Source organism: Enterobacter vonholyi, from assembly GCF_040834095.1.
Taxonomy (GTDB): domain Bacteria; phylum Pseudomonadota; class Gammaproteobacteria; order Enterobacterales; family Enterobacteriaceae; genus Enterobacter; species Enterobacter vonholyi.
Genome location: NZ_CP162152.1, coordinates 2759184 through 2779208 on the forward strand (window position 1 = coordinate 2759184; position 20025 = coordinate 2779208).

Annotated in this window: 24 protein-coding genes; 17 read left to right on the top strand and 7 right to left on the bottom strand. The window is 56.7% G+C overall.

Annotation, left to right across the window (positions count from 1 at the left end; all coding sequences use genetic code 11):
- Positions 1-51: 51 nt before the first annotated feature.
- The 14 genes from fliF (at position 52) to rcsA (ending at position 11586) form a co-directional block, all read left to right on the top strand.
- The gene (gene fliF, locus AB3N39_RS13040) at positions 52-1731 is read left to right on the top strand and encodes a flagellar basal-body MS-ring/collar protein FliF (RefSeq protein WP_133294723.1); all 1680 of its coding nucleotides are present in this window, start codon (positions 52-54) and stop codon (positions 1729-1731) included.
- A complete protein-coding gene (gene fliG / locus AB3N39_RS13045) occupies positions 1724-2722 on the top strand; it encodes a flagellar motor switch protein FliG (RefSeq protein ID WP_059346984.1) in 999 nt (332 codons plus the stop codon). Before fliF ends, fliG begins: the two co-directional genes overlap by 8 nt.
- Positions 2715-3422, top strand: coding sequence for a flagellar assembly protein FliH (gene fliH, locus AB3N39_RS13050; RefSeq protein WP_111964865.1), 708 nt, complete (start codon positions 2715-2717; stop codon positions 3420-3422). Before fliG ends, fliH begins: the two co-directional genes overlap by 8 nt.
- Positions 3422-4792, top strand: coding sequence for a flagellar protein export ATPase FliI (gene fliI, locus AB3N39_RS13055; RefSeq protein ID WP_023336182.1), 1371 nt, complete (start codon positions 3422-3424; stop codon positions 4790-4792). The genes fliH and fliI overlap by 1 nt, the downstream gene beginning before the upstream one ends.
- A 21-nt stretch (positions 4793-4813) precedes the next feature.
- Positions 4814-5257, top strand: coding sequence for a flagellar export protein FliJ (gene fliJ / locus AB3N39_RS13060; protein ID WP_023312304.1), 444 nt, complete (start codon positions 4814-4816; stop codon positions 5255-5257).
- The gene (gene fliK / locus AB3N39_RS13065) at positions 5254-6486 is read left to right on the top strand and encodes a flagellar hook length control protein FliK (protein WP_133294724.1); all 1233 of its coding nucleotides are present in this window, start codon (positions 5254-5256) and stop codon (positions 6484-6486) included. Before fliJ ends, fliK begins: the two co-directional genes overlap by 4 nt.
- A 106-nt stretch (positions 6487-6592) precedes the next feature.
- The gene (fliL, locus tag AB3N39_RS13070) at positions 6593-7063 is read left to right on the top strand and encodes a flagellar basal body-associated protein FliL (protein ID WP_023312306.1); all 471 of its coding nucleotides are present in this window, start codon (positions 6593-6595) and stop codon (positions 7061-7063) included.
- 4 nt (positions 7064-7067) lie between these two features.
- Positions 7068-8072, top strand: a complete 1005-nt coding sequence (gene fliM, locus AB3N39_RS13075) for a flagellar motor switch protein FliM (RefSeq protein WP_008500320.1) — start codon at positions 7068-7070, stop codon at positions 8070-8072.
- On the top strand, positions 8069-8482 hold the full coding sequence (gene fliN / locus AB3N39_RS13080) for a flagellar motor switch protein FliN (RefSeq protein ID WP_008500318.1): 414 nt from the start codon (positions 8069-8071) through the stop codon (positions 8480-8482). The genes fliM and fliN overlap by 4 nt, the downstream gene beginning before the upstream one ends.
- A gap of 2 nt (positions 8483-8484) precedes the next feature.
- Positions 8485-8859 carry a flagellar biosynthetic protein FliO gene (gene fliO / locus AB3N39_RS13085; RefSeq protein WP_032658659.1) on the top strand — a complete coding sequence of 125 codons (375 nt, stop codon included), beginning with the start codon at positions 8485-8487 and terminating at the stop codon, positions 8857-8859.
- Positions 8859-9596, top strand: coding sequence for a flagellar type III secretion system pore protein FliP (gene fliP / locus AB3N39_RS13090; RefSeq protein ID WP_023619313.1), 738 nt, complete (start codon positions 8859-8861; stop codon positions 9594-9596). Before fliO ends, fliP begins: the two co-directional genes overlap by 1 nt.
- A gap of 9 nt (positions 9597-9605) precedes the next feature.
- Complete coding sequence (gene fliQ, locus AB3N39_RS13095) at positions 9606-9875, top strand: flagellar biosynthesis protein FliQ (RefSeq protein WP_008500315.1); 270 nt, start codon at positions 9606-9608, stop codon at positions 9873-9875.
- A 7-nt stretch (positions 9876-9882) separates the two neighbouring features.
- Positions 9883-10668 (top strand): flagellar biosynthetic protein FliR, encoded by a 786-nt coding sequence (gene fliR, locus AB3N39_RS13100; protein ID WP_008500314.1) that lies wholly within the window; start codon positions 9883-9885, stop codon positions 10666-10668.
- A gap of 294 nt (positions 10669-10962) precedes the next feature.
- Complete coding sequence (gene rcsA, locus AB3N39_RS13105; protein ID WP_008500313.1) at positions 10963-11586, top strand: transcriptional regulator RcsA; 624 nt, start codon at positions 10963-10965, stop codon at positions 11584-11586.
- Between the two features lie 101 nt (positions 11587-11687).
- Here rcsA and dsrB read toward each other — a convergent pair whose 3' ends face one another.
- Entirely contained in the window at positions 11688-11876 is a 189-nt protein-coding gene (gene dsrB / locus AB3N39_RS13110) for a protein DsrB (protein ID WP_008500312.1), read from the bottom strand.
- A 136-nt stretch (positions 11877-12012) separates the two neighbouring features.
- On the opposite strand from dsrB, the gene yodD reads away from it, so the two are divergent.
- Together yodD and AB3N39_RS13120 are read left to right on the top strand one after the other, a co-directional pair.
- On the top strand, positions 12013-12240 hold the full coding sequence (gene yodD, locus AB3N39_RS13115; RefSeq protein ID WP_008500310.1) for a YodD family peroxide/acid resistance protein: 228 nt from the start codon (positions 12013-12015) through the stop codon (positions 12238-12240).
- A gap of 301 nt (positions 12241-12541) precedes the next feature.
- Complete coding sequence (locus tag AB3N39_RS13120) at positions 12542-13342, top strand: mannosyl-3-phosphoglycerate phosphatase-related protein (protein WP_133294725.1); 801 nt, start codon at positions 12542-12544, stop codon at positions 13340-13342.
- Here AB3N39_RS13120 and dgcQ read toward each other — a convergent pair.
- The 3 genes from dgcQ to AB3N39_RS13135 all read right to left on the bottom strand — a co-directional run bounded on the left by dgcQ (position 13327) and on the right by AB3N39_RS13135 (position 16273).
- Positions 13327-15027: a cellulose biosynthesis regulator diguanylate cyclase DgcQ gene (gene dgcQ, locus AB3N39_RS13125; RefSeq protein ID WP_136195806.1), complete on the bottom strand. Its 1701-nt coding sequence runs from the start codon at positions 15025-15027 to the stop codon at positions 13327-13329. The genes AB3N39_RS13120 and dgcQ overlap by 16 nt on opposite strands.
- 73 nt (positions 15028-15100) lie before the next feature.
- On the bottom strand, positions 15101-15283 hold the full coding sequence (locus AB3N39_RS13130) for a YodC family protein (protein ID WP_008500307.1): 183 nt from the start codon (positions 15281-15283) through the stop codon (positions 15101-15103).
- Positions 15284-15361: 78 nt separating this feature from the next.
- Positions 15362-16273: a DUF808 domain-containing protein gene (locus tag AB3N39_RS13135; RefSeq protein WP_008500306.1), complete on the bottom strand. Its 912-nt coding sequence runs from the start codon at positions 16271-16273 to the stop codon at positions 15362-15364.
- Between the two features lie 178 nt (positions 16274-16451).
- On the opposite strand from AB3N39_RS13135, the gene yedA reads away from it, so the two are divergent.
- Positions 16452-17366: a drug/metabolite exporter YedA gene (gene yedA / locus AB3N39_RS13140; RefSeq protein WP_115875733.1), complete on the top strand. Its 915-nt coding sequence runs from the start codon at positions 16452-16454 to the stop codon at positions 17364-17366.
- On the opposite strand, the gene AB3N39_RS13145 is transcribed toward yedA, so the two are convergent.
- From AB3N39_RS13145 to AB3N39_RS13155, 3 genes are all read right to left on the bottom strand, one after another.
- Complete coding sequence (locus tag AB3N39_RS13145; protein ID WP_367896778.1) at positions 17338-17829, bottom strand: very short patch repair endonuclease; 492 nt, start codon at positions 17827-17829, stop codon at positions 17338-17340. The genes yedA and AB3N39_RS13145 overlap by 29 nt on opposite strands.
- Positions 17810-19225, bottom strand: a complete 1416-nt coding sequence (locus tag AB3N39_RS13150) for a DNA cytosine methyltransferase (RefSeq protein ID WP_133294729.1) — start codon at positions 19223-19225, stop codon at positions 17810-17812. Before AB3N39_RS13150 ends, AB3N39_RS13145 begins: the two co-directional genes overlap by 20 nt.
- 61 nt (positions 19226-19286) lie before the next feature.
- Positions 19287-19988: a phosphohydrolase gene (locus AB3N39_RS13155; protein WP_133294730.1), complete on the bottom strand. Its 702-nt coding sequence runs from the start codon at positions 19986-19988 to the stop codon at positions 19287-19289.
- Between the last annotated feature and the right edge of the window lie 37 nt (positions 19989-20025).

The window sequence follows — 20025 nt, forward strand, 5'->3', positions numbered from 1 at the left end:
TTTGTTTCTCTACACGAATAACGTAAACCACCAGGATTTAAGAGGTGCGCAATGAGTGCAACAGCATCGACAGCGCCGCAGAATAAATCACTCGAGTGGATGAACCGCCTTCGCGCGAATCCTAAAATCCCGTTGATCGTGGCAGGCGCTGCCGCAATTGCGATCCTTGTAGCGATGGTCCTGTGGGCGAAAAGCCCTGATTACCGGACGCTCTACAGCAATCTTTCCGATCAGGATGGCGGCGCCATCGTCACCCAGCTTACCCAGATGAACATCCCTTATCGCTTTGCCGATAATGGCGGTGCGCTTGAGGTACCGGCAGATAAGGTGCACGAACTGCGTCTGCGTCTGGCTCAGCAGGGGCTGCCGAAAGGCGGCGCGGTGGGCTTTGAGCTGCTGGATCAGGAAAAATTCGGTATCAGCCAGTTCAGCGAGCAGGTGAACTACCAGCGCGCGCTGGAAGGTGAACTGGCCCGCACCATTGAAACATTAGGCCCGGTGAAGAGTGCCCGCGTGCATCTGGCGATGCCTAAGCCTTCCTTATTTGTCCGCGAACAGAAATCACCTTCGGCTTCCGTGACCGTGAACCTCGAACCCGGCCGTGCGCTGGACGAAGGGCAAATCAGCGCGGTGACGCACCTCGTCTCCAGCGCCGTGGCCGGTCTGCCGCCGGGTAACGTGACGCTGGTTGACCAGAGCGGTCACCTGCTGACGCAATCCAATACCGCCGGTCGCGATCTGAATGACGCGCAGCTGAAATATGCCGCCGATGTCGAAAGCCGTCTCCAGCGTCGTATCGAAGCGATCCTGGGCCCGGTAGTGGGCAACAGCAACGTGCACGCGCAGGTAACCGCCCAGATCGACTTCGCGAATAAAGAACAAACTGAAGAACAATACAGCCCGAACGGCGATGCGGCTCAGGCGGTGATGCGTTCGCGCCAGATCAACACCAGCGAGCAGATTGGCGGTGCAAACCCGGGCGGCGTGCCGGGCGCACTGTCTAACCAGCCTGCCCCGGCTAACGCGGCGCCGATCTCTACGCCGCCGGCTAATCAGCAGAACGGTCAGCAGACTAACCAGCAGACCACCTCAACGGCGAATAACAGCGGCCCACGAAACACCAGCCGTAATGAAACCACGAACTACGAAGTGGATAGAACGATTCGCCACACTAAGCTGAACGTGGGCGATATTCAGCGTCTTTCCGTTGCGGTGGTGGTGAACTACAAAACGCTGGCGGATGGCAAACCGTTGCCGTTGACCGCCGAGCAGATGAAGCAGATTGAAAACCTGACCCGCGAAGCGATGGGTTACTCCGAGAAGCGCGGCGATACCCTCAACGTGGTGAACTCACCGTTCAACTCGGTTGACGAGACCGGCGGTGAACTGCCGTTCTGGCAACAGCAGGCGTTTATCGATCAGCTGATGTCCGCAGGACGCTGGCTGCTGGTGCTGATTGTCGCGTGGCTGCTGTGGCGTAAGGGCGTTCGTCCGCAGCTCCAGCGCCGTGCTGAAGCCGAAAAAGCGGCTCGCGAGCAGATGAATGCGCGTCAGGAAACGGAAGAAGCGGTTGAAGTGCGCCTCAGCAAAGATGAACAGATGCAGCAGCGTCGTGCTAACCAGCGCATGGGCGCTGAGGTCATGAGCCAGCGCATTCGCGAAATGTCAGATAATGATCCGCGCGTCGTGGCGCTGGTCATCCGCCAGTGGATGGGTAACGAACATGAGTAATACGCTTACGGGCACCGATAAAAGCGTCATCCTGCTGATGACCATTGGCGAAGATCGCGCGGCAGAGGTGTTTAAACACCTCTCCCAGCGAGAAGTGCAAATTCTCAGTGCGGCCATGGCCAACGTGCGTCAGATCTCCAACAAGCAGCTGACCGAAGTGCTGGCAGAGTTTGAACAGGAAGCCGAACAGTTTGCCGCGCTGAACGTCAACGCCAACGACTACCTCCGTTCCGTGCTGGTCAAGGCGCTGGGCGAAGAGCGTGCCTCCAGCCTGCTGGAAGACATTCTGGAAACCCGCGATACCGCAAGCGGTATCGAAACACTCAACTTTATGGAACCGCAGAGTGCCGCCGACCTTATTCGCGACGAGCACCCGCAGATTATCGCCACCATCCTTGTCCACCTCAAACGTGGTCAGGCGGCCGATATTCTGGCGCTGTTCGAAGAGCGTCTGCGTCACGATGTGATGCTGCGTATCGCCACCTTCGGCGGCGTCCAGCCGGCCGCATTGGCGGAGCTGACCGAGGTGCTGAACAACCTGCTCGACGGTCAGAACCTCAAGCGCAGCAAAATGGGCGGCGTGAGAACGGCGGCGGAAATCATCAACCTGATGAAAACGCAGCAGGAAGAGGCCGTCATTACGGCGGTTCGCGAATTCGACGGCGAGCTGGCACAGAAAATCATCGACGAGATGTTCCTGTTCGAAAACCTTGTCGAGGTGGACGATCGCAGCATCCAGCGCCTGCTCCAGGAAGTGGATTCCGAGTCGCTGCTTATCGCACTCAAAGGCGCCGAGCAGCCGCTGCGCGAGAAGTTCCTGCGCAACATGTCTCAGCGAGCGGCAGATATCCTGCGCGACGACCTTGCCAACCGCGGCCCGGTTCGTCTGTCTCAGGTGGAAAACGAACAGAAAGCCATTCTGCTTATTGTTCGTCGTCTGGCGGAAACCGGCGAGATGGTGATTGGCAGCGGAGACGACACCTATGTCTAATGAGCTGCCGTGGAAACGCTGGACGCCGGACGATCTGGCTCCTCCCCTCTCCGAGTTCACGCCAGCCGTGATACCGACCGAGGAGCTTGACCCGGACGTCGAGCAGCCCGAGCTGAGCGAAGAAGAGCAGCAAGCTCAAATGCTGGCTCAGCTGCAAATGCAGGCGCACGAGCAGGGTTACAATGCCGGTCTGAACGAAGGCCGGCAGAAAGGCCACGAGCAGGGATATCAGGAAGGTCTGGCGAAAGGGTTAGAGCACGGTATCGATCAGGCGCGCCAGCAGCAGGCGCCGATCCATGCCCGCATGCAGCAGCTGGTCAGCGAGTTCCAGCACACTCTTGACGCGCTGGACAGCGTGATTGCCTCACGACTGATGCAGATGGCGCTGGAAGCCGCGCGTCAGGTGATCGGCCAGACGCCCGTGGTGGATAACACCGCACTTATCAAACAAATTCAGGGTCTGCTTCAGCAGGAGCCGCTGTTCAGCGGGAAACCTCAGCTGCGCGTCCATCCGGACGATCTGCAGCGCGTGGAAGAGAGCCTGGGCGCGACGCTGAACCTGCACGGCTGGCGTCTGCGCGGCGACCCGTCGTTACATCACGGCGGCTGCAAAGTCTCTGCCGATGAAGGCGACCTGGATGCCAGCGTTGCTACCCGCTGGCAGGAACTGTGCCGCCTGGCGGCACCGGGAGTCGTCTGATGACCGCTCGCCTCACCCGCTGGCTCACCACGCTCGACAACTTTGAGACGAAGATGGCGCAACTGCCATCTGTTCGTCGTTATGGGCGACTCACGCGCGCCACCGGGCTGGTTCTCGAAGCCACCGGCCTGCAGCTGCCGCTGGGCGCGACCTGCGTGATTGAGCGTCAGGACGGTCTGGAAACGCGCGAAGTTGAAAGCGAAGTGGTCGGGTTTAACGGCCAGCGCCTGTTCCTGATGCCGCTTGAAGAGGTGGAAGGCATTCTGCCCGGCGCGCGCGTCTACGCCAAAAACATTTCTGGCGATGGGCTGCAAAGTGGGAAACAGCTGCCGCTTGGCCCTGCCCTGCTGGGCCGCGTGCTGGACGGCAGCGGTAAACCGCTCGACGGCCTGCCCTCCCCGGACACCACCGAAACCGGTGCGCTGATCACCCAACCGTTCAACCCCCTGCAGCGTACCCCTATCGAGCATGTGCTTGACACCGGCGTGCGCCCGATTAACGCCCTGCTCACCGTGGGACGTGGACAACGTATGGGCCTGTTCGCCGGGTCTGGCGTGGGTAAATCCGTTCTGCTCGGTATGATGGCGCGCTATACCCAGGCCGATGTGATCGTCGTGGGGCTGATTGGCGAACGTGGTCGTGAAGTAAAAGACTTTATTGAAAACATTCTGGGTGCGGAAGGCCGTGCCCGCTCGGTGGTAATTGCCGCGCCGGCGGACGTGTCGCCGCTGCTGCGTATGCAGGGTGCCGCGTACGCCACCCGCATCGCCGAAGATTTTCGTGACCGCGGCAAGCACGTGCTGCTGATCATGGATTCCCTGACCCGTTACGCGATGGCGCAGCGTGAAATCGCGCTGGCCATCGGTGAGCCACCGGCGACCAAAGGCTACCCGCCTTCGGTCTTCGCCAAACTTCCTGCGCTGGTGGAACGCGCGGGGAACGGCATCAGCGGCGGCGGCTCCATCACCGCGTTCTACACGGTTCTGACGGAAGGCGATGACCAGCAGGACCCGATTGCCGACTCCGCGCGCGCAATTCTTGACGGTCACATTGTGCTGTCGCGTCGTCTGGCCGAAGCCGGGCACTACCCGGCCATCGATATTGAAGCCTCTATCAGCCGCGCAATGACGGCGCTGATAACCGAGAAGCACTACGCCCGCGTGCGTAACTTCAAACAACTGCTTTCCAGCTTCCAGCGCAACCGCGATCTGGTCAGCGTGGGGGCGTATGCCAAAGGCAGCGACCCGATGCTCGACAAGGCGATTAGCCTGTGGCCACAGCTGGAGGCATTTTTGCAACAAGGCATTTTTGAACGCGCCGACTGGGAAGATTCAATTCAGGCACTGGAGCTGATTTTCCCGCAGGTGTAACACAGGTGGAGGGCGAAGGTCATGGCGCAAAACAGCGCGTTATCAACGCTGAAAGATCTGGCTGAAAAAGAAGTTGATGATGCCGCATTGCAGCTTGGCGCAATGCGACGCGGGTGCCAGCAGGCTGAAGAACAGTTGAAGATGTTAATCGACTATCAGCATGAATATCGCACCAACCTCAATACCGATATGACACAGGGCATTGGAAGCCAGCGCTGGATTAACTATCAGCAGTTTATCCAGACGCTGGAGAAGGCGATAGATCAGCATCGCCAGCAGCTTAACCAGTGGACCCAGAAAGTCGATACCGCGCTGAATTTCTGGCGCGAGAAGAAGCAGCGGCTGCAGGCCTGGCAGACTTTACAGGACCGACAGATCGCGGCAACGACCCTGGCGGAAAACCGTCTGGATCAGAAGAAAATGGATGAGTTTGCCCAGCGCGCATCAATGAGGAAACCGGAATGATCACACTGCAACAACTGCTGATGAGCGACAGCGACCTGTCAGGCGGCACGCAAACAGGGAAAGGCACCGACGGTGCTCAGGACTTTCTCTCACTGCTGGCGGGCGCCCTGTCGGACGCAACGGGCAAGGGCAAAGATGCGCCGCTGACCCTGGCTGACCTGAAAGCCGCCGGCAGTAAACTGTCAAAAGTGGCCCAGGACGCAAAAGGTGATACCACCCTGCAGGCCAAAATTGCCGACCTGCTCTCGCGCCAGACGGCGCTGAATGGCGATGAAACGTCGCCCGTCACGTCGCTTGATACGCTGGTTTCCGGGCTGGTGCCGCTGTCTAAGGGCGACGCGCTGAAGACGATCAATGCCGCGAACAGCAAAGATGACGGTAAAAGCGAGCTTAGCGAAGAAGAACTGGCCGGATTAAGCGCGCTGATGGCGATGCTGCCTCATCAGCAAACTACAGCCTCTCGCGCGGCAGGCAGTGAGGGCGTTTCCGCCACCTCAACGCTGAGTTCCGCGACGCTTTCGCAAAACGGCGTGGGCCAGCCGTCCCTGAACGCGTCCGCGGGAAGCCACGATAAAGCGCAGAGTTCTACGCCTTATCAGAGCCAGGCGAAAACCAACGAACCCGCTCTGTCGGGCAACGTGCCTGCTACACCGGCCGTGGCCGCGGCAGCAGAGAAGCAGGAGCTCGCCAGTTCGTCCTCCTCATCATCACCAACGGCCACCCTGGCACCGATTATGTCCAGCCATGCGACCAGCCAGACGGCCGCTACCGTTGCCACCGCGCCGGTGTTAAGCCAGCCTCTGGGAACCCACGAGTGGCAGCAGTCTCTGAGCCAGCACATCACCCTGTTCACTAAGCAGGGCCAGCAGACGGCAGAGCTGCGCCTGCACCCGGAAGATCTGGGTCAGGTGCAAATTTCGCTTAAGCTGGATGACAACCAGGCCCAGCTGCAGATGGTCTCTGCGCACAGCCATGTTCGTGCAGCGCTGGAAGCCGCGCTGCCGGTACTGCGGACCTCACTGGCGGAAAACGGCATTCAGCTTGCACAGAGTAGCGTCAGCAGCGAGAGCTTCGCCGGGCAGCAGCAGTCCTCATCCCAGCAGCAGCACCAGGCTTCGCGTTCCGGCAACACCGGCGGTTTTAATGAAGAAAGCGATGAGTTGCTGCCTGTTCCTTCCGCCCTGCAGTCCGCAGCGCGCGGTAACAGTGCCGTAGACATCTTCGCCTAAACGCCAGAGGTAGCGTGATTATCCCCGTCTTTTCCACGCTTTGACGACAGCAGGACACGGGATAATCACCTTATTAAGCTGTACCGAAACAGGAAGCTCGTATCAGATGACTGACTCCGCTATCACCAAAAAAAGTAAGCGTTCCATCTGGATCCCGCTGCTGGTGTTGATCACGCTCGCCGCCTGCGCTACCGCGGGCTATAGTTACTGGCGTATGCAGCAGGAACCGACCACCGCTGCGGCCAAAGCTGAAGCACCTCCTCCGCCGGCTCCAGTGTTTTTCCCGCTGGATACCTTCACCGTCAATCTCGGTGATGCGGATCGCGTGCTTTATGTTGGCATTACGCTGCGCCTGAAAGATGAAGCCACCCGTTCACGTCTGAACGATTACCTTCCTGAAGTGCGTAGTCGTCTGTTGCTGCTGTTCTCTCGTCAGGACGCTTCAGCGCTGGCCACCGATGTGGGTAAGCAAAAGCTGGTCGACGCTATTAAACAAACGCTGGCGACCCCGCTGGTAAACGGCCAACCTAAGCAGGAAGTCACTGACGTTCTGTATACAGCATTCATTCTGCGGTAACGACATGGGCGACAGTATTCTTTCTCAGGCAGAAATCGATGCGCTGCTCAACGGCGACAGCGATAAAAGTGATGATCCGCAACCGGGCATTGGCGGCGATAGCGATATTCGTCCCTATGACCCGAATACCCAGCGTCGCGTGGTACGTGAACGTCTGCAGGCGCTGGAGATCATTAACGAACGTTTTGCACGTCAGTTCCGTATGGGACTGTTTAACCTGCTGCGTCGTAGCCCGGATATTACGGTCGGTGCGATCCGCATTCAGCCGTACCATGAGTTTGCCCGCAACCTGCCGGTGCCAACCAACCTTAACCTGATTCATCTGAAGCCGCTGCGCGGCACCGGTCTGGTGGTGTTTTCGCCAAGCCTGGTGTTCATCGCGGTGGATAACCTGTTCGGCGGCGACGGGCGTTTCCCGACCAAAGTAGAAGGTCGTGAATTCACCCACACCGAACAGCGCGTTATTAACCGCATGCTGAAGCTGGCGCTGGAATCATACAGCGACGCGTGGAAAGCGATTAACCCGCTGGAAGTGGAGTACGTCCGTTCTGAGATGCAGGTGAAATTTACCAATATCACCACCTCCCCGAACGATATCGTCGTTAACACGCCGTTCCACGTGGAGATCGGTAACCTGACCGGCGAGTTCAACATCTGCCTGCCGTTCAGTATGATCGAACCGCTGCGCGAGCTGCTGGTTAACCCGCCGCTGGAGAACTCCCGCAACGAAGACCAGAACTGGCGTGAAAACCTGGTCCGCCAGGTCCAGCATTCGCAGCTTGAACTGGTGGCGAGCTTCGCCGATATCCCGCTGCGGTTATCTCAGATCCTGAAATTACAACCCGGCGATGTTTTGCCGATAGAAAAACCCGACCGCATTATTGCCCATGTGGATGGTGTCCCCGTGCTGACAAGCCAGTACGGCACGATTAACGGTCAGTATGCGTTACGCGTTGAGCACTTGATCAACCCGATTTTGAATTCGCTGAATGAGGAACAGCCCAAATGAGTGACATGAACAATCCGTCCGATGAAAACAGCGGAGCACTGGACGATCTGTGGGCTGACGCGTTAAACGAGCAAAAAGCGACCCCGGCCAAAAGCGCAGCGGATGCCGTATTCCAGCAGCTCGGCGGCGGTGACGTCAGCGGCACGCTGCAGGACATCGACCTGATCATGGATATCCCGGTTAAGCTGACCGTTGAGCTGGGACGCACCCGTATGACCATTAAAGAGCTGCTGCGCCTGACGCAGGGTTCCGTGGTGGCCCTTGACGGTCTGGCCGGTGAGCCGCTGGATATCCTGATCAACGGCTATCTGATTGCCCAGGGTGAAGTCGTAGTGGTTGCCGATAAATACGGCGTACGCATCACCGACATCATTACCCCGTCTGAACGTATGCGTCGTCTGAGCCGTTAAGCATGAAAACCCAGGCAACAATATCACAGCCTTCTGCCGTTCCCGGCTCACCTCTGCTCCAGGTGAGCGGGGCGTTGTTCGGTATTATTGCCTTTATTCTTATCGCCGCCTGGCTGGCAAAACGCTTTGGCCTGGCGGGTAAAACCGCCGGTGCCCGCGGACTGAAGGTTAGCGCCAGCACCACCCTGGGTCCACGCGAACGCGTGGTCATCGTCGAGGTGGACGATGCGCGTCTGGTTCTGGGCGTAACGGCCTCAAACATCAGCGTATTACACAAGCTGCCGCCCGCTCCTGTTGTGGTGGACGAGCGCGCAGAGGCCCCTGCGGATTTTCAGTCCGTCATGAAGAGTTTGCTTAAGCGTTCCGGGAGATCCTGATGCGCCGTTTGTTATCCCTGACGCTTGCGGGCGTTGCCCTGTTTGCTCCCGCGGTCTATGCACAGCTGCCCGGTCTGGTCTCAACCCCTCTCGCGGGTGGTGGGCAAAGCTGGTCACTTCCCGTTCAGACGCTGGTGTTCATCACCTCGCTGACGTTTATTCCGGCCATCCTGCTGATGATGACCAGCTTCACCCGCATCATCATCGTTTTCGGTCTGCTGCGAAACGCGCTGGGCACCCCTTCCGCTCCGCCAAACCAGGTTCTGCTCGGGCTGGCGCTGTTTTTGACCTTTTTCATTATGTCACCGGTGATCGATAAGATTTATACCGACGCCTATCAGCCGTTCAGCGAAGACAAAATCTCCATGCAGGAGGCGCTCGACAAAGGCGCACAGCCGCTGCGGGAATTTATGCTGCGCCAGACGCGCGAAGCCGACCTGGCCCTTTTCGCCCGCCTGTCCAACACCGGCGAGCTGCAGGGACCGGAAGCGGTGCCAATGCGTATTCTGCTGCCCGCCTATGTTACCAGCGAGCTGAAAACCGCGTTCCAGATTGGCTTTACCATTTTTATTCCGTTCCTGATTATCGATCTGGTGATCGCCAGCGTCCTGATGGCGCTCGGGATGATGATGGTGCCGCCCGCGACCATTGCCCTGCCTTTTAAGATCATGCTCTTTGTACTGGTCGACGGCTGGCAGCTGCTGGTCAGCTCGCTGGCGCAGAGTTTCTACAGTTAAGGAACGGCAATGACACCCGAATCGGTCATGATGATGGGCACGGAGGCGATGAAAATCGCGATTGCCGTTGCCGCGCCGCTGCTGCTTGTCGCGCTGGTTACCGGTCTGATTATCAGTATTCTGCAGGCCGCCACCCAGATAAACGAAATGACGCTGTCATTCATCCCGAAAATCATCGCCGTGTTCGTGGCGATCATCGTAGCCGGGCCGTGGATGCTGAACCTGTTGCTGGACTATATGCGCAACCTATTTACCAACCTGCCGTATATCATCGGCTGACCTGACGATGCTGCACTTCACCAGCGACCAGTGGGTTCAGTGGCTCGGCGTCTACTTCTGGCCGATGCTGCGCATCATGGCGCTGATCTCCACCGCCCCCATTCTCAGCGAGAAATCGATACCCAAACGCGTCAAGGTGGGACTGGGGATTATTATCTCCATTATCGTCGCGCCCTCTCTGCCCCCCGTGGATATTCCGATCTTCTCGGCGAACGCGGTGTGGGTGGCCTTGCAGCAGGTTATGATTGGCGTCGCCGTCGGCTTTACCATGCAGCTGGCCTTTGCCGCCGTGCGTACCGCGGGGGAACTGATTGGCCTGCAGATGGGGTTATCTTTTGCCACGTTTGTCGATCCCGGCAGTCATCTCAACATGCCCGTGCTGGCGCGCATTATCGATCTGCTCGCCATGCTGCTGTTCCTGTCGTTCAACGGCCATCTGTGGCTAATCTCCATGCTGGTGGACACGTTCCATACCCTGCCGATTGGCGAAAACCCGGTGAACAGCAACGCTTTCCTGGCGCTCACCCGAGCGGCGGGGCTGATCTTCCTGAACGGGCTGATGCTGGCGTTACCTATCATCACCCTGCTGCTGACCGTCAACCTGGCTTTAGGTTTACTCAACCGAATGGCGCCGCAGCTTTCGGTGTTTGTCATTGGTTTTCCGCTGACGCTGACGGTCGGAATTTTATTAATGTCATTACTGATGCCACTGATCGCTCCCTTCTGTGAACATTTATTCGGCGAGATATTCAACCTGTTAGCGGATATTGTCAGCGAGCTGCCACGTAAATAATATCCCTCACTGTTGCTATTGTCTTTCTGAGGATATTCCTAAAATAAAATGCGAAAAACATCTTCCAGGATATATCTGACGCGGTTTAATTGTTTCTAACCACCTCACAATACTTAATATTTACTTTACTTTAAGAAGATTCCTGGCAAATTATACGTAACTTTACGGGATAGTGAGTCCGCCTGAAAGTCTTTGTCATGCTCACAGGTTTATTATTTTTTTCCATCCCGTATGGCTGTTTTGAGCTCTCAGGCAGATGGTGAATTATCGTTACGCATTGAGTGAGGGTATGCCATGTCAACGATCATTATGGATTTATGCAGCTACACCCGGCTAGGGTTAACCGGGTACCTGGCAAGCAGAGGGGTAAGAAAGAGAGACATCAACGATGCACACACCGTTGACGAACTCGCAGCCGCTTGTGACGAACTAAAACCAGGCGTGGTGTTTATTAATGAGGACTGTTTCATTCACGATCCAGCCAACAGTCAGCACATTAAGCAAATCATTAATCAGCATCCAAAAACCCTGTTTATTGTTTTTATGGCGATCGCGAATATCCATTTCGATGAGTATTTGTTGGTCCGTAAAAATTTATTGATCAGTTCTAAATCGATTAAACCCGAGTCGCTGGATGACATTTTGGGTGATTATTTGAATAAAGAAGTTAAAAATGTAGGAGCGGTTAACTTACCCACCCTATCATTAAGCAGGACTGAATCAAGTATGCTGCGAATGTGGATGGCGGGACAAGGAACTATTCAGATCTCCGACCAGATGAATATTAAAGCGAAAACCGTTTCGTCACACAAAGGAAATATTAAACGGAAAATTAAAACGCATAATAAGCAAGTGATCTACCATGTGGTACGCCTGACCGATAATGTGACGAACGGGATTTTCGTTAACATGCGTTAGTCGCTTAAGACCCTGTGCACCCTACCTTTGATCTCTGGCCTGGCCAGAGATTTTTGCTTCTGCAGAGGATGTCGGGCCGCGATGTGCTACCCGACGCCATGTTAGTCTGCTTTCTCAACAAAGATACCGTCAGGATGCCCCAGTTCGTTAAAAAACCAAATGCCGAGCGGGTAGTCTTCCAGTGATACCAGGTACATTGTCCCTTCACTAAACTCTTCAATTGCCAGCACCACACCCGGGCGGCGCGGCCCACCGTCCGTTTTAACGGTTACCCGATCGTTGACCTTCATACATTCCTCCTCTGGTTTTGAGCCAGTGTAGAACAAAACGCAAAAACACACATCGCCGCCCGGCGTGAATGGCGTTTTTATACACAGGCTATACTTAACCTTGGACACGTTTGCAGGTTGAAAGAGGAGTCCCGCAATGAAGACCGATAAAGAGTACAGCGACACCATCAAGCGCGAAGTCGAGGTGGATGTCGATGCCCTGCTGGCCGCCATCAATGAGATCAGTGAGTCAGAAGTCCGCCGGTCGGACGACAATTCGGACCGCGTCATTGTCAACGGAAGGGATTATCACACCTATCGTGAGCTGGCGGAGGCCTTCGAGCTCGATATTCACGACTTTAGCGTGTCTGAAGCCAATCGTTAGGGCGAAAAAAATCCCGGTCATGGGGATGACCGGGATCAAAACTTGCTTATGCAAGAAGCACTTGAAAATTCGTTACACCAGGAAATCTGATGTACAAGCCACACTATCCCCAACGAATTTGTCTGACAAGCATATATTCTTATGATGAATATAATATTTTTAACATAATGCTTTTCGCTATGAGCAATAACATACGCCGAATGCGGGTTTGCCAGGGAATACTCTCATTTCTCCTGTTAACAATTCGGTTATTTTTTAGGAATTTTCTTAGATAAGGACGCAGCCGTTACCGGGAGCCACTATGCCTTCACTGCGGGATAACTTGCTGATTTTTTCTGACCTGGACGGCTCGTTGCTGGATATTCATACCTATGAGTGGCAACCCGCCATGCCCTGGCTGGACAAACTGCTGGATAATCAGATTCCGGTCATTCTCTGCAGCAGCAAGACCGCGGCAGAGATGCTGGATATCCAGCAGGATCTTGGGCTTGAAGGCTTGCCTTTTATTGCCGAGAACGGCGCGGTGATTCAGCCTGACGTGCGCTGGGATAAGGTTCAGCGCCAGACCAGAGGGATGACGCACCGGGATATTCGTCCTCGGATCGAGCAGATTCGTCTGCAGACGGGCTTTAAATTCACCACCTTTGACGATGTGGATGAGCACGTTATCAGCGAGTGGACCGGGCTGACGCGCTACCGTTCGTCGCTTGCCCGCAAGCATGAAGCGTCCGTCACGCTCATCTGGCGCGATACCGACGAGAAAATGGTTCAGTTTGAAGAGGAACTGGCGAATATCGGCCTGAAATGCCTGCAGGGTGCGCGGTTCTGGCATATTCTGGACGCCCGCTGCGGCAAAGACGTAGCGGTGAACTGGCTGATTGAACAGTATGGCGAGCAGGACGAGATCGAGCCCACCACGCTGGGGCTCGGCGACGGTCCTAACGATGCGCCGCTGCTCGACAGCGTTGACTTCGCGGTGGTCATCAAGGGGATTAACCGCCAGGGCATCACGCTACGGGATGATAACCCTGCCCGCGTTTATCACACCCAGCAGCCCGGCCCGGCAGGCTGGCGGGAGGGGCTGGATCACTTCCTGTCCTGATCTCGCCACATGACCCGGTTACGCCCGCTCTGCTTGGCCTCATAGAGCCGGACGTCCGCCACGGACTGCAGCTGCTCAAAATCGTAGTTACCCGCTTCATCCGCGCTGCTGACCCCCAGCGACGCGCTGATGCGCAGGGTCGTGCTCTTCTTCACCAGAATCTCCTTACTGTTGATTCGGCAACGAATGCGATCCGCGACGCCTCTCGCCTCCTCCAGACCAATCCCCGGCAGGACGACGCAAAACTCTTCCCCGCCCACACGCCCTGCCACATCATTCTTGCGTAACGCGCTGGCAATCAGTCCTGCCGTGTGGGAGAGCACCTTATCACCGGCCTGATGGCCGAAGCGGTCGTTGATGTTTTTAAAATGGTCGAGATCGATCTGAATCACCGAGAACGGCAGCGACTGCTGGCGACAGGTTTCTGCCAGCATTTTTGCGCGGTCGAACAGCGCGCCGCGATTATTCAGTCGCGTAAGCGGATCGTGCCAGGCCTGCCACTGGAGGGAGTGCTGAAGCGTATACATGTTACTCACCATCCGGCGGATCACCAGCCACGAGATCAACAGCATGGCGGTAAAGAGCGCCCACAGCAGCGCCAGTACGATACTGATGCTACCGAAGTCGTCCTGTACCCCTTCATGCAGAGTGTGGATCCGCAGGACGACGCCATCGAAGTGATCGAGCCGCTCCCAGGTAATAAACCGGCTCCCGAGGCGGATACCGCCGCCGGTATCATGCTCAATCGCCTGGGCAATCTGCGCCGCTTCGCGTTCGTCAAAATGGTTAACCGGGCTTCCCGCGTGGGCTGAGGTGGCGATCATATTTAGCCGGGTATCGTACAGCTGATACTCTCCCTCCGTTCGATCTTCCGTCGCATCGGCCAGCAGACGCTGCATCGTGCTCAATGTAAAGTCCATCGCCACGACGCCGTACCAGTAACGATCGAAATAGATGGGGACGCTGGCGGTGATCGTTCGTTCATCCCCGGTCCAGGATGAAGGCGTGGAGATAAACCAGCGCACGGCGCGGGCGCGGTTGTTACGTTCTGACTGCTGGGTAAACCAGGACTGCGTGACCAGATTATAATAGCGGGCAGTAATATCACCCGCCCGATCCGGCGTATCCGTGGAAAGGAAAAATCCGGCGCGGGAGACGTAGATCACTCGCGCTTCCGTTTGCGCTCTCGACGACGCCAGTCTGAGCAAATAGCCCACTTCGAGCGCGGCAGAAATTTCATGGCTTATGCGTTCAGCGTCCCGATTGAGAAGCGTGGTTTTTTCGACAAAGGCGTCCGAGACCCCGTTAATGGGAAGGGTACGTTTTTTATCAACGGCAAGCTGCCAGGTGGGGAGCATGCGGACGGTATTAAAGCGTGACACCGCATCCTGTAAGACTTCAAAGGCCAGCGGCGTCTCGATTGCGTCATGCATGCCCTGGCGAAATAACAGCAGCCTGTCGATGCTGTTCTGTAACTGCCTGTCCAGAGAACTGGCCACCGTATCCAGATGATTGCGCTGGCTGGAGATGTATGCCTCTTCCAGCACCACCACCTCACGCCAGGTAAGTAGAGTGGAAAATACCAGAACGATCATAAAACAGAGATTAACAATCCGCCCCGGATTGCTACGCTTATGCAGCCATTGCAAAAAAGATTGTCTTACAACAAAGGTATCGCGCTGCACACACACTCCATGATCGCTACCTAACACCCAGTACTTGAGATAAAAACGCCCGGCAAAGCCGGGCGTTATGTGATTAAGCCTTGTCCCGCTTGTGCTGCCCGTCACCCGGCTGAAGCTCATCTTCACGAAATGCTTCCCGCTTGATGCTATAGCCATCGTGCCACCGGCATTCCACCATTCCGCTGGAATACCCGGTGACGATCATACGTGGGCCGCCCTTTTTAGGCTTAACTTCATCACTGACCAAAAAGACCATACCTGCCTCCTGTATCAGGGTGAAACTGTTTCAATTTAGACGAGGAATGGTCTTTTTGCATCCTGCCGCGGGTAACAATTAGTGCGACGTGCCGCGAATTTTCTCAACCAGCTTCACCGCCGCAACGACGATAGCGCCAATGATAAAGCCCAGCACCAGATTCAGCAGGGTGGGCAGAATCGCCGCGATAACGGCCCCCTGCGTGGAGGAGAAATGTTCGATGGCATGGTGCAGCGGCGCGATGCCGTGAACCACAATTCCGCCGCCTACGAGGAACATCGCCAGCGTGCCCACCACCGACAAGCTCTTCATCAGCCAGGGCGCCAGCACCAGCAGGCTTTTGCCGATGCCTCTTGCCACCGCGCTCGACTTTTCTTCCAGCCAGTAGCCAATATCGTCCAGCTTGACGATCAGCCCCACCAGACCGTACACGCCCACGGTGACCAGAATCGCAATGCCGGAGAGGATCAGCACCTGGTTCAGAAGCGGCGCGTCAGAGACAATCCCCAGCGTAATCGCGACGATTTCCGCAGACAGGATAAAGTCGGTCCGAATGGCGCCTTTGACCTTATCACGCTCGAAGGTTTTCGGATCCTGCGCGGCCAGCGCTTCAAGACGCTGCTGGCGTACCTCCGGCGTATCGCTCTGCTTGCGCGCGCTAAAGGAGTGGAGCACCTTCTCCACGCCCTCGAAGCAGAGAAATGCCCCGCCAATCATCAGTAACGGCGTGATGGCCCAGGGAATAAACGCGCTGATCAGCAGCGCCAGCGGCACCAGGATCACCTTATTCAGGAAAGAGCCTTTCGCCACGCCCCACACCACCGGCAGTTCACGGTTTGCCCTCACCCCACTCACCTGCTGAGCGTTAAGCGATAAATCATCGCCCAGCACGCCTGCGGTTTTCTTCGCCGCCAGTTTCCCCATTACTGAAATGTCGTCCAGTAAGGTGGCAATATCATCCAGCAATGTTAATAAGCTACTTCCTGCCAAAATCTTAATCCTTCATTTTTTGGTAATTAAGTGAATAGTATGGAGCAAAAGCGCCAACCCGGAAACAGGCGCCTTACGTCAACAAAAAATTCACATCTGCCACACAATTAAAGGGCTCGCCAGCGCGATAGTTTTCGCGTTTACTATCAGCGAACTTTTTATTTCGTCGTGAGGGATTATGCGTTTCCGGCAATTGCTACCGCTCATCGGGGCACTCTTTTCGCTGTACATCATCTGGGGGTCAACCTACTTTGTCATTCGCATCGGCGTGGAGAGCTGGCCGCCGCTGATGATGGCGGGCATTCGCTTCCTCTCGGCGGGCATCCTGCTGCTTGCCTTCCTGCTGCTGCGCGGGCATAAGCTTCCCCCGCTGCGTCCGATGCTGAATGCCGCCCTGATCGGCCTGCTGCTGCTGGCTGTGGGGAACGGATTTGTGACGATTGCCGAGCACCAGAACGTACCGTCCGGGATCGCCGCCGTGGTCGTTGCCACCGTACCGCTGTTTACCCTGTGCTTCAGCCGCCTCTTTGGTATCCGCACCCGCAAGCTGGAGTGGCTGGGTATTGGGATTGGCCTTGCCGGCATCATTCTGCTGAATAGCGGCGGTAACCTGAGCGGGAATCCGTGGGGTGCAGTCATCATCCTGATTGGCTCGATGAGCTGGGCGTTTGGTTCCGTGTACGGTTCGCGTATCGAACTGCCTACCGGCATGATGGCGGGCGCAATCGAGATGCTTGCCGCCGGGATTGTACTGCTGCTCGCCTCCATGCTTACGGGAGAAAAGCTGACAACCCTGCCGCCGCTGTCGGGCTTGCTGGCGGTAGGCTACCTGGCGCTGTTCGGCTCTATCATCGCCATTAACGCCTATATGTTCCTGATCCGCAATGTCTCTCCGGCTGTCGCCACCAGCTACGCTTACGTCAACCCGGTCGTGGCCGTGCTGCTCGGGACAGGACTGGGGGGAGAAACGCTCTCGCCAGTGGAATGGATTGCATTAGGGATCATTGTGTTTGCCGTCGTGCTGGTCACGCTGGGCAAATATTTGCTGCCGGCAAAACCGGTAGTCACGCCTTGCGAGGCGGAGAAACCGTAAGCAGGTGAATGCCCTGCGTGTCGATCTGCGCGGTCTGGCCGCCGCCGCAGATCCACTCTTCAAGCCGTTCGGTCAGATCGGTATCATTCAGCTTTAATCTGCCTCTCAGCGCACACTCCCAGACAATCAGCACCCGCCAGCCCTGCTCAATAAGCGTCGAGAGGTCCCGCTTGTCGCGCTCGACGTTTTTAGCAATCTTATCCAGCCAGAAATCGATGCGCGTCGCGGGGACTTTAAACAGGTAGCAGCCGTGATGGTGCCAGAAACAGCCGTGGGTAAAGATGATGCACTGCCAGGCGTCGATGACGAAATCCGGGCGTCCCGCCAGGGTGGGATCCTGCACGCGGAAGTCAAACCCCGCCTGCGTCAGCAGCGCGGCCAGGCGCTTTTCAATCGCGGTGTCACGCGTGCCGATGGCACGCATGTTTTTGCTGCGCGTCGCCTTATCGTGAACGTCCGTCATTGACGGCCTCACTCTGGCGGAGCGCCACCGCCTGCCTGATGCGCGAGGCCAGCAGCTTTGCGACCGCCGCAAACGCGGGAACGACCACCGAATTACCAAACTGGCGGTACGCCTGGGTATCCGAAACCGGAATCCGGAAACCGTAGCCTTGCGGCGTTTCAAAACCCATCAGCCTGGCGCATTCCCGCGGCGTTAAGCGTCGCGGACGGTGACGCTGGTTGTGCGGATCGTCGAAATCTTTTTCACCCAGCGCTTTGTCCCAGCCTCTGTCGATCAGGATTTCCGCGCCGTCTTTGTAGTAGCGAGCAGACAGCGTGCGGGTGACGCTGTGCGGATCGTTAGGGTTTACCATCCCAAAGCCGAAGCCGTTGCCTTTCGCCTGGTGCTTCTTGGCATAGCGGTAAAGGTATTTCCACAGCACCGGGGTCAGGATAAATTTCGCGTCGACGACCGGTTCAAGAAGATCGGCCACGGTGGGACGGCGCTCGGGATACAGAGAAGGAATATCCCGCAGGGTGAAATCCCCTTTCAGATTGAGATCGCGGCGGAAGCCCACCAGCACGATACGTTCGCGATGCTGGGGCAGGAAATGTTTCCCATCAATGATTTTAGGATCGTCCGCGCCCATGTCCTCTGAATCGGCCACGTCATAACCCAGCTCATCCAGGGTTTGCATGATAATGCGGAAGGTTTTCCCGCCGTCGTGGCTTTTTAAGTTTTTGACGTTTTCCAGCACAAAGATGGGCGGGCGGCGGGCGTCAATAATGCGCGCCACATCAAAAAAAAGCGTTCCCTGCGTATCGCAGGCGAAACCGTGGGCGCGTCCAAGGGCATTCTTTTTGGAGACGCCCGCCAGCGAGAAGGGCTGACAAGGGAAGCCTGCCAGCAGCACGTCATGCGCCGGGATCGTCTGACGAATGTGCTCGGCGGCCTGTTCATCGCTCACGCCGCTTTTATGGCTCAGGGTCACATCGCGGATATCCGCGTTGAAATGATGCTCGTTCGGATCGCAGTACCAGTTAGCCTTGTAGGTGCGTACGGCATGTTTGTTCCACTCGCTGGTAAACACGCACTGTCCGCCGATGGCTTCAAAACCGTGCCGAATGCCGCCGATACCGGCAAAAAGATCGATAAAGCGGAAGGCATAGTTCGGGTGCGCGGCAGAAGGTCGCGGAAGCAGGTTTTGCAGATAACGATACTCGCCTTCACTCAGGCGACGCCCTGCTCGCTCGCTGGTCAGCAGGCGTTTAAGGATCGCCGGGCTCCAGTGGCTCTCGCCGTGCGCCACCAGCAGGCTGGCCAGCGTTTTAGCATCATAGATATCCAACAGCTGGCGCAGTAATGCCTGCACCGTTGCCGTTGTTTTCTCAGCCTGCGCGGGCGCGGGCTCTGTCACTGATCGATTTTCCTGCATTCTTTTAACCGGAGAATAAAGACTGGGAACAGATTACCACAGTTCAGTTGCGCAAACTGCGACGGAAACGGCTCAGCACCTGGCTATCCAGCCCGAGGCAGTCGCCGTGTAATTCGGCGCTGAGTTTCGCCATAAACTGGATCAGGAAATCGGCATTGTGACGTGCCAGTTCGCGGCCCATGTCCGTTTGCATTGTATCAGGCAATCGCAGCAGCTTGGTCTGAAAATGGTCGAGGGCAAACGCACGGTCGTCGAGGGGACGCGCATCGGCGAAGGGATCGTTAGCATCAAAAAGCGACACGCCCAGCGCGCCCGAGACGGCAAAAACGCGCGCCAGGCCGATAGCGCCTAACGCTTCCAGCCGGTCTGCATCCTGCACAATTTTGGCCTCCATGATCTGCGGCGCAATCCCGGCGCTGAAGCTGTGCGCCTCAATCGCGTGCCCGACGGCGGCAATATGCTCTGGCGGAAAGTCCGGGAAGTCGTGGCGCAGAATGTCGCTCGTCTTAAGCGCCGCGAGCCGTGACGACCGGCTGCGTTCAGGATGGTTTTTCGGCAGGCTGACAATATCGTGAAAATAGCATGCGGTCAGAATCACCAGCGGCTCGACCATGTGGTGAACCATGATTTTTTGCGCCGTCATCCAGACCCGACGAAAATGCGAAATATCATGTGCGGTATCGTCGGTGCTGTGATTCTCCTCGAGCCAGTGCTCAAATCGTTGCTGCCACCGGGCAAGTTCCATCGTCATGTCCTGTCGTCTAAAAGAGAAAGAATTATAA

Coding starts and splice junctions, on each gene's coding strand:
- fliF (WP_133294723.1), top strand. CDS start 52: ATGAGTGCAACAGCATCGACAGCGCCGCAGAATAAATCACTCGAGTGG.
- fliG (WP_059346984.1), top strand. CDS start 1,724: ATGAGTAATACGCTTACGGGCACCGATAAAAGCGTCATCCTGCTGATG.
- fliH (WP_111964865.1), top strand. CDS start 2,715: ATGTCTAATGAGCTGCCGTGGAAACGCTGGACGCCGGACGATCTGGCT.
- fliI (WP_023336182.1), top strand. CDS start 3,422: ATGACCGCTCGCCTCACCCGCTGGCTCACCACGCTCGACAACTTTGAG.
- fliJ (WP_023312304.1), top strand. CDS start 4,814: ATGGCGCAAAACAGCGCGTTATCAACGCTGAAAGATCTGGCTGAAAAA.
- fliK (WP_133294724.1), top strand. CDS start 5,254: ATGATCACACTGCAACAACTGCTGATGAGCGACAGCGACCTGTCAGGC.
- fliL (WP_023312306.1), top strand. CDS start 6,593: ATGACTGACTCCGCTATCACCAAAAAAAGTAAGCGTTCCATCTGGATC.
- fliM (WP_008500320.1), top strand. CDS start 7,068: ATGGGCGACAGTATTCTTTCTCAGGCAGAAATCGATGCGCTGCTCAAC.
- fliN (WP_008500318.1), top strand. CDS start 8,069: ATGAGTGACATGAACAATCCGTCCGATGAAAACAGCGGAGCACTGGAC.
- fliO (WP_032658659.1), top strand. CDS start 8,485: ATGAAAACCCAGGCAACAATATCACAGCCTTCTGCCGTTCCCGGCTCA.
- fliP (WP_023619313.1), top strand. CDS start 8,859: ATGCGCCGTTTGTTATCCCTGACGCTTGCGGGCGTTGCCCTGTTTGCT.
- fliQ (WP_008500315.1), top strand. CDS start 9,606: ATGACACCCGAATCGGTCATGATGATGGGCACGGAGGCGATGAAAATC.
- fliR (WP_008500314.1), top strand. CDS start 9,883: ATGCTGCACTTCACCAGCGACCAGTGGGTTCAGTGGCTCGGCGTCTAC.
- rcsA (WP_008500313.1), top strand. CDS start 10,963: ATGTCAACGATCATTATGGATTTATGCAGCTACACCCGGCTAGGGTTA.
- dsrB (WP_008500312.1), bottom strand. CDS start 11,876: ATGAAGGTCAACGATCGGGTAACCGTTAAAACGGACGGTGGGCCGCGC.
- yodD (WP_008500310.1), top strand. CDS start 12,013: ATGAAGACCGATAAAGAGTACAGCGACACCATCAAGCGCGAAGTCGAG.
- AB3N39_RS13120 (WP_133294725.1), top strand. CDS start 12,542: ATGCCTTCACTGCGGGATAACTTGCTGATTTTTTCTGACCTGGACGGC.
- AB3N39_RS13130 (WP_008500307.1), bottom strand. CDS start 15,283: ATGGTCTTTTTGGTCAGTGATGAAGTTAAGCCTAAAAAGGGCGGCCCA.
- yedA (WP_115875733.1), top strand. CDS start 16,452: ATGCGTTTCCGGCAATTGCTACCGCTCATCGGGGCACTCTTTTCGCTG.
- AB3N39_RS13145 (WP_367896778.1), bottom strand. CDS start 17,829: ATGACGGACGTTCACGATAAGGCGACGCGCAGCAAAAACATGCGTGCC.
- AB3N39_RS13155 (WP_133294730.1), bottom strand. CDS start 19,988: ATGGAACTTGCCCGGTGGCAGCAACGATTTGAGCACTGGCTCGAGGAG.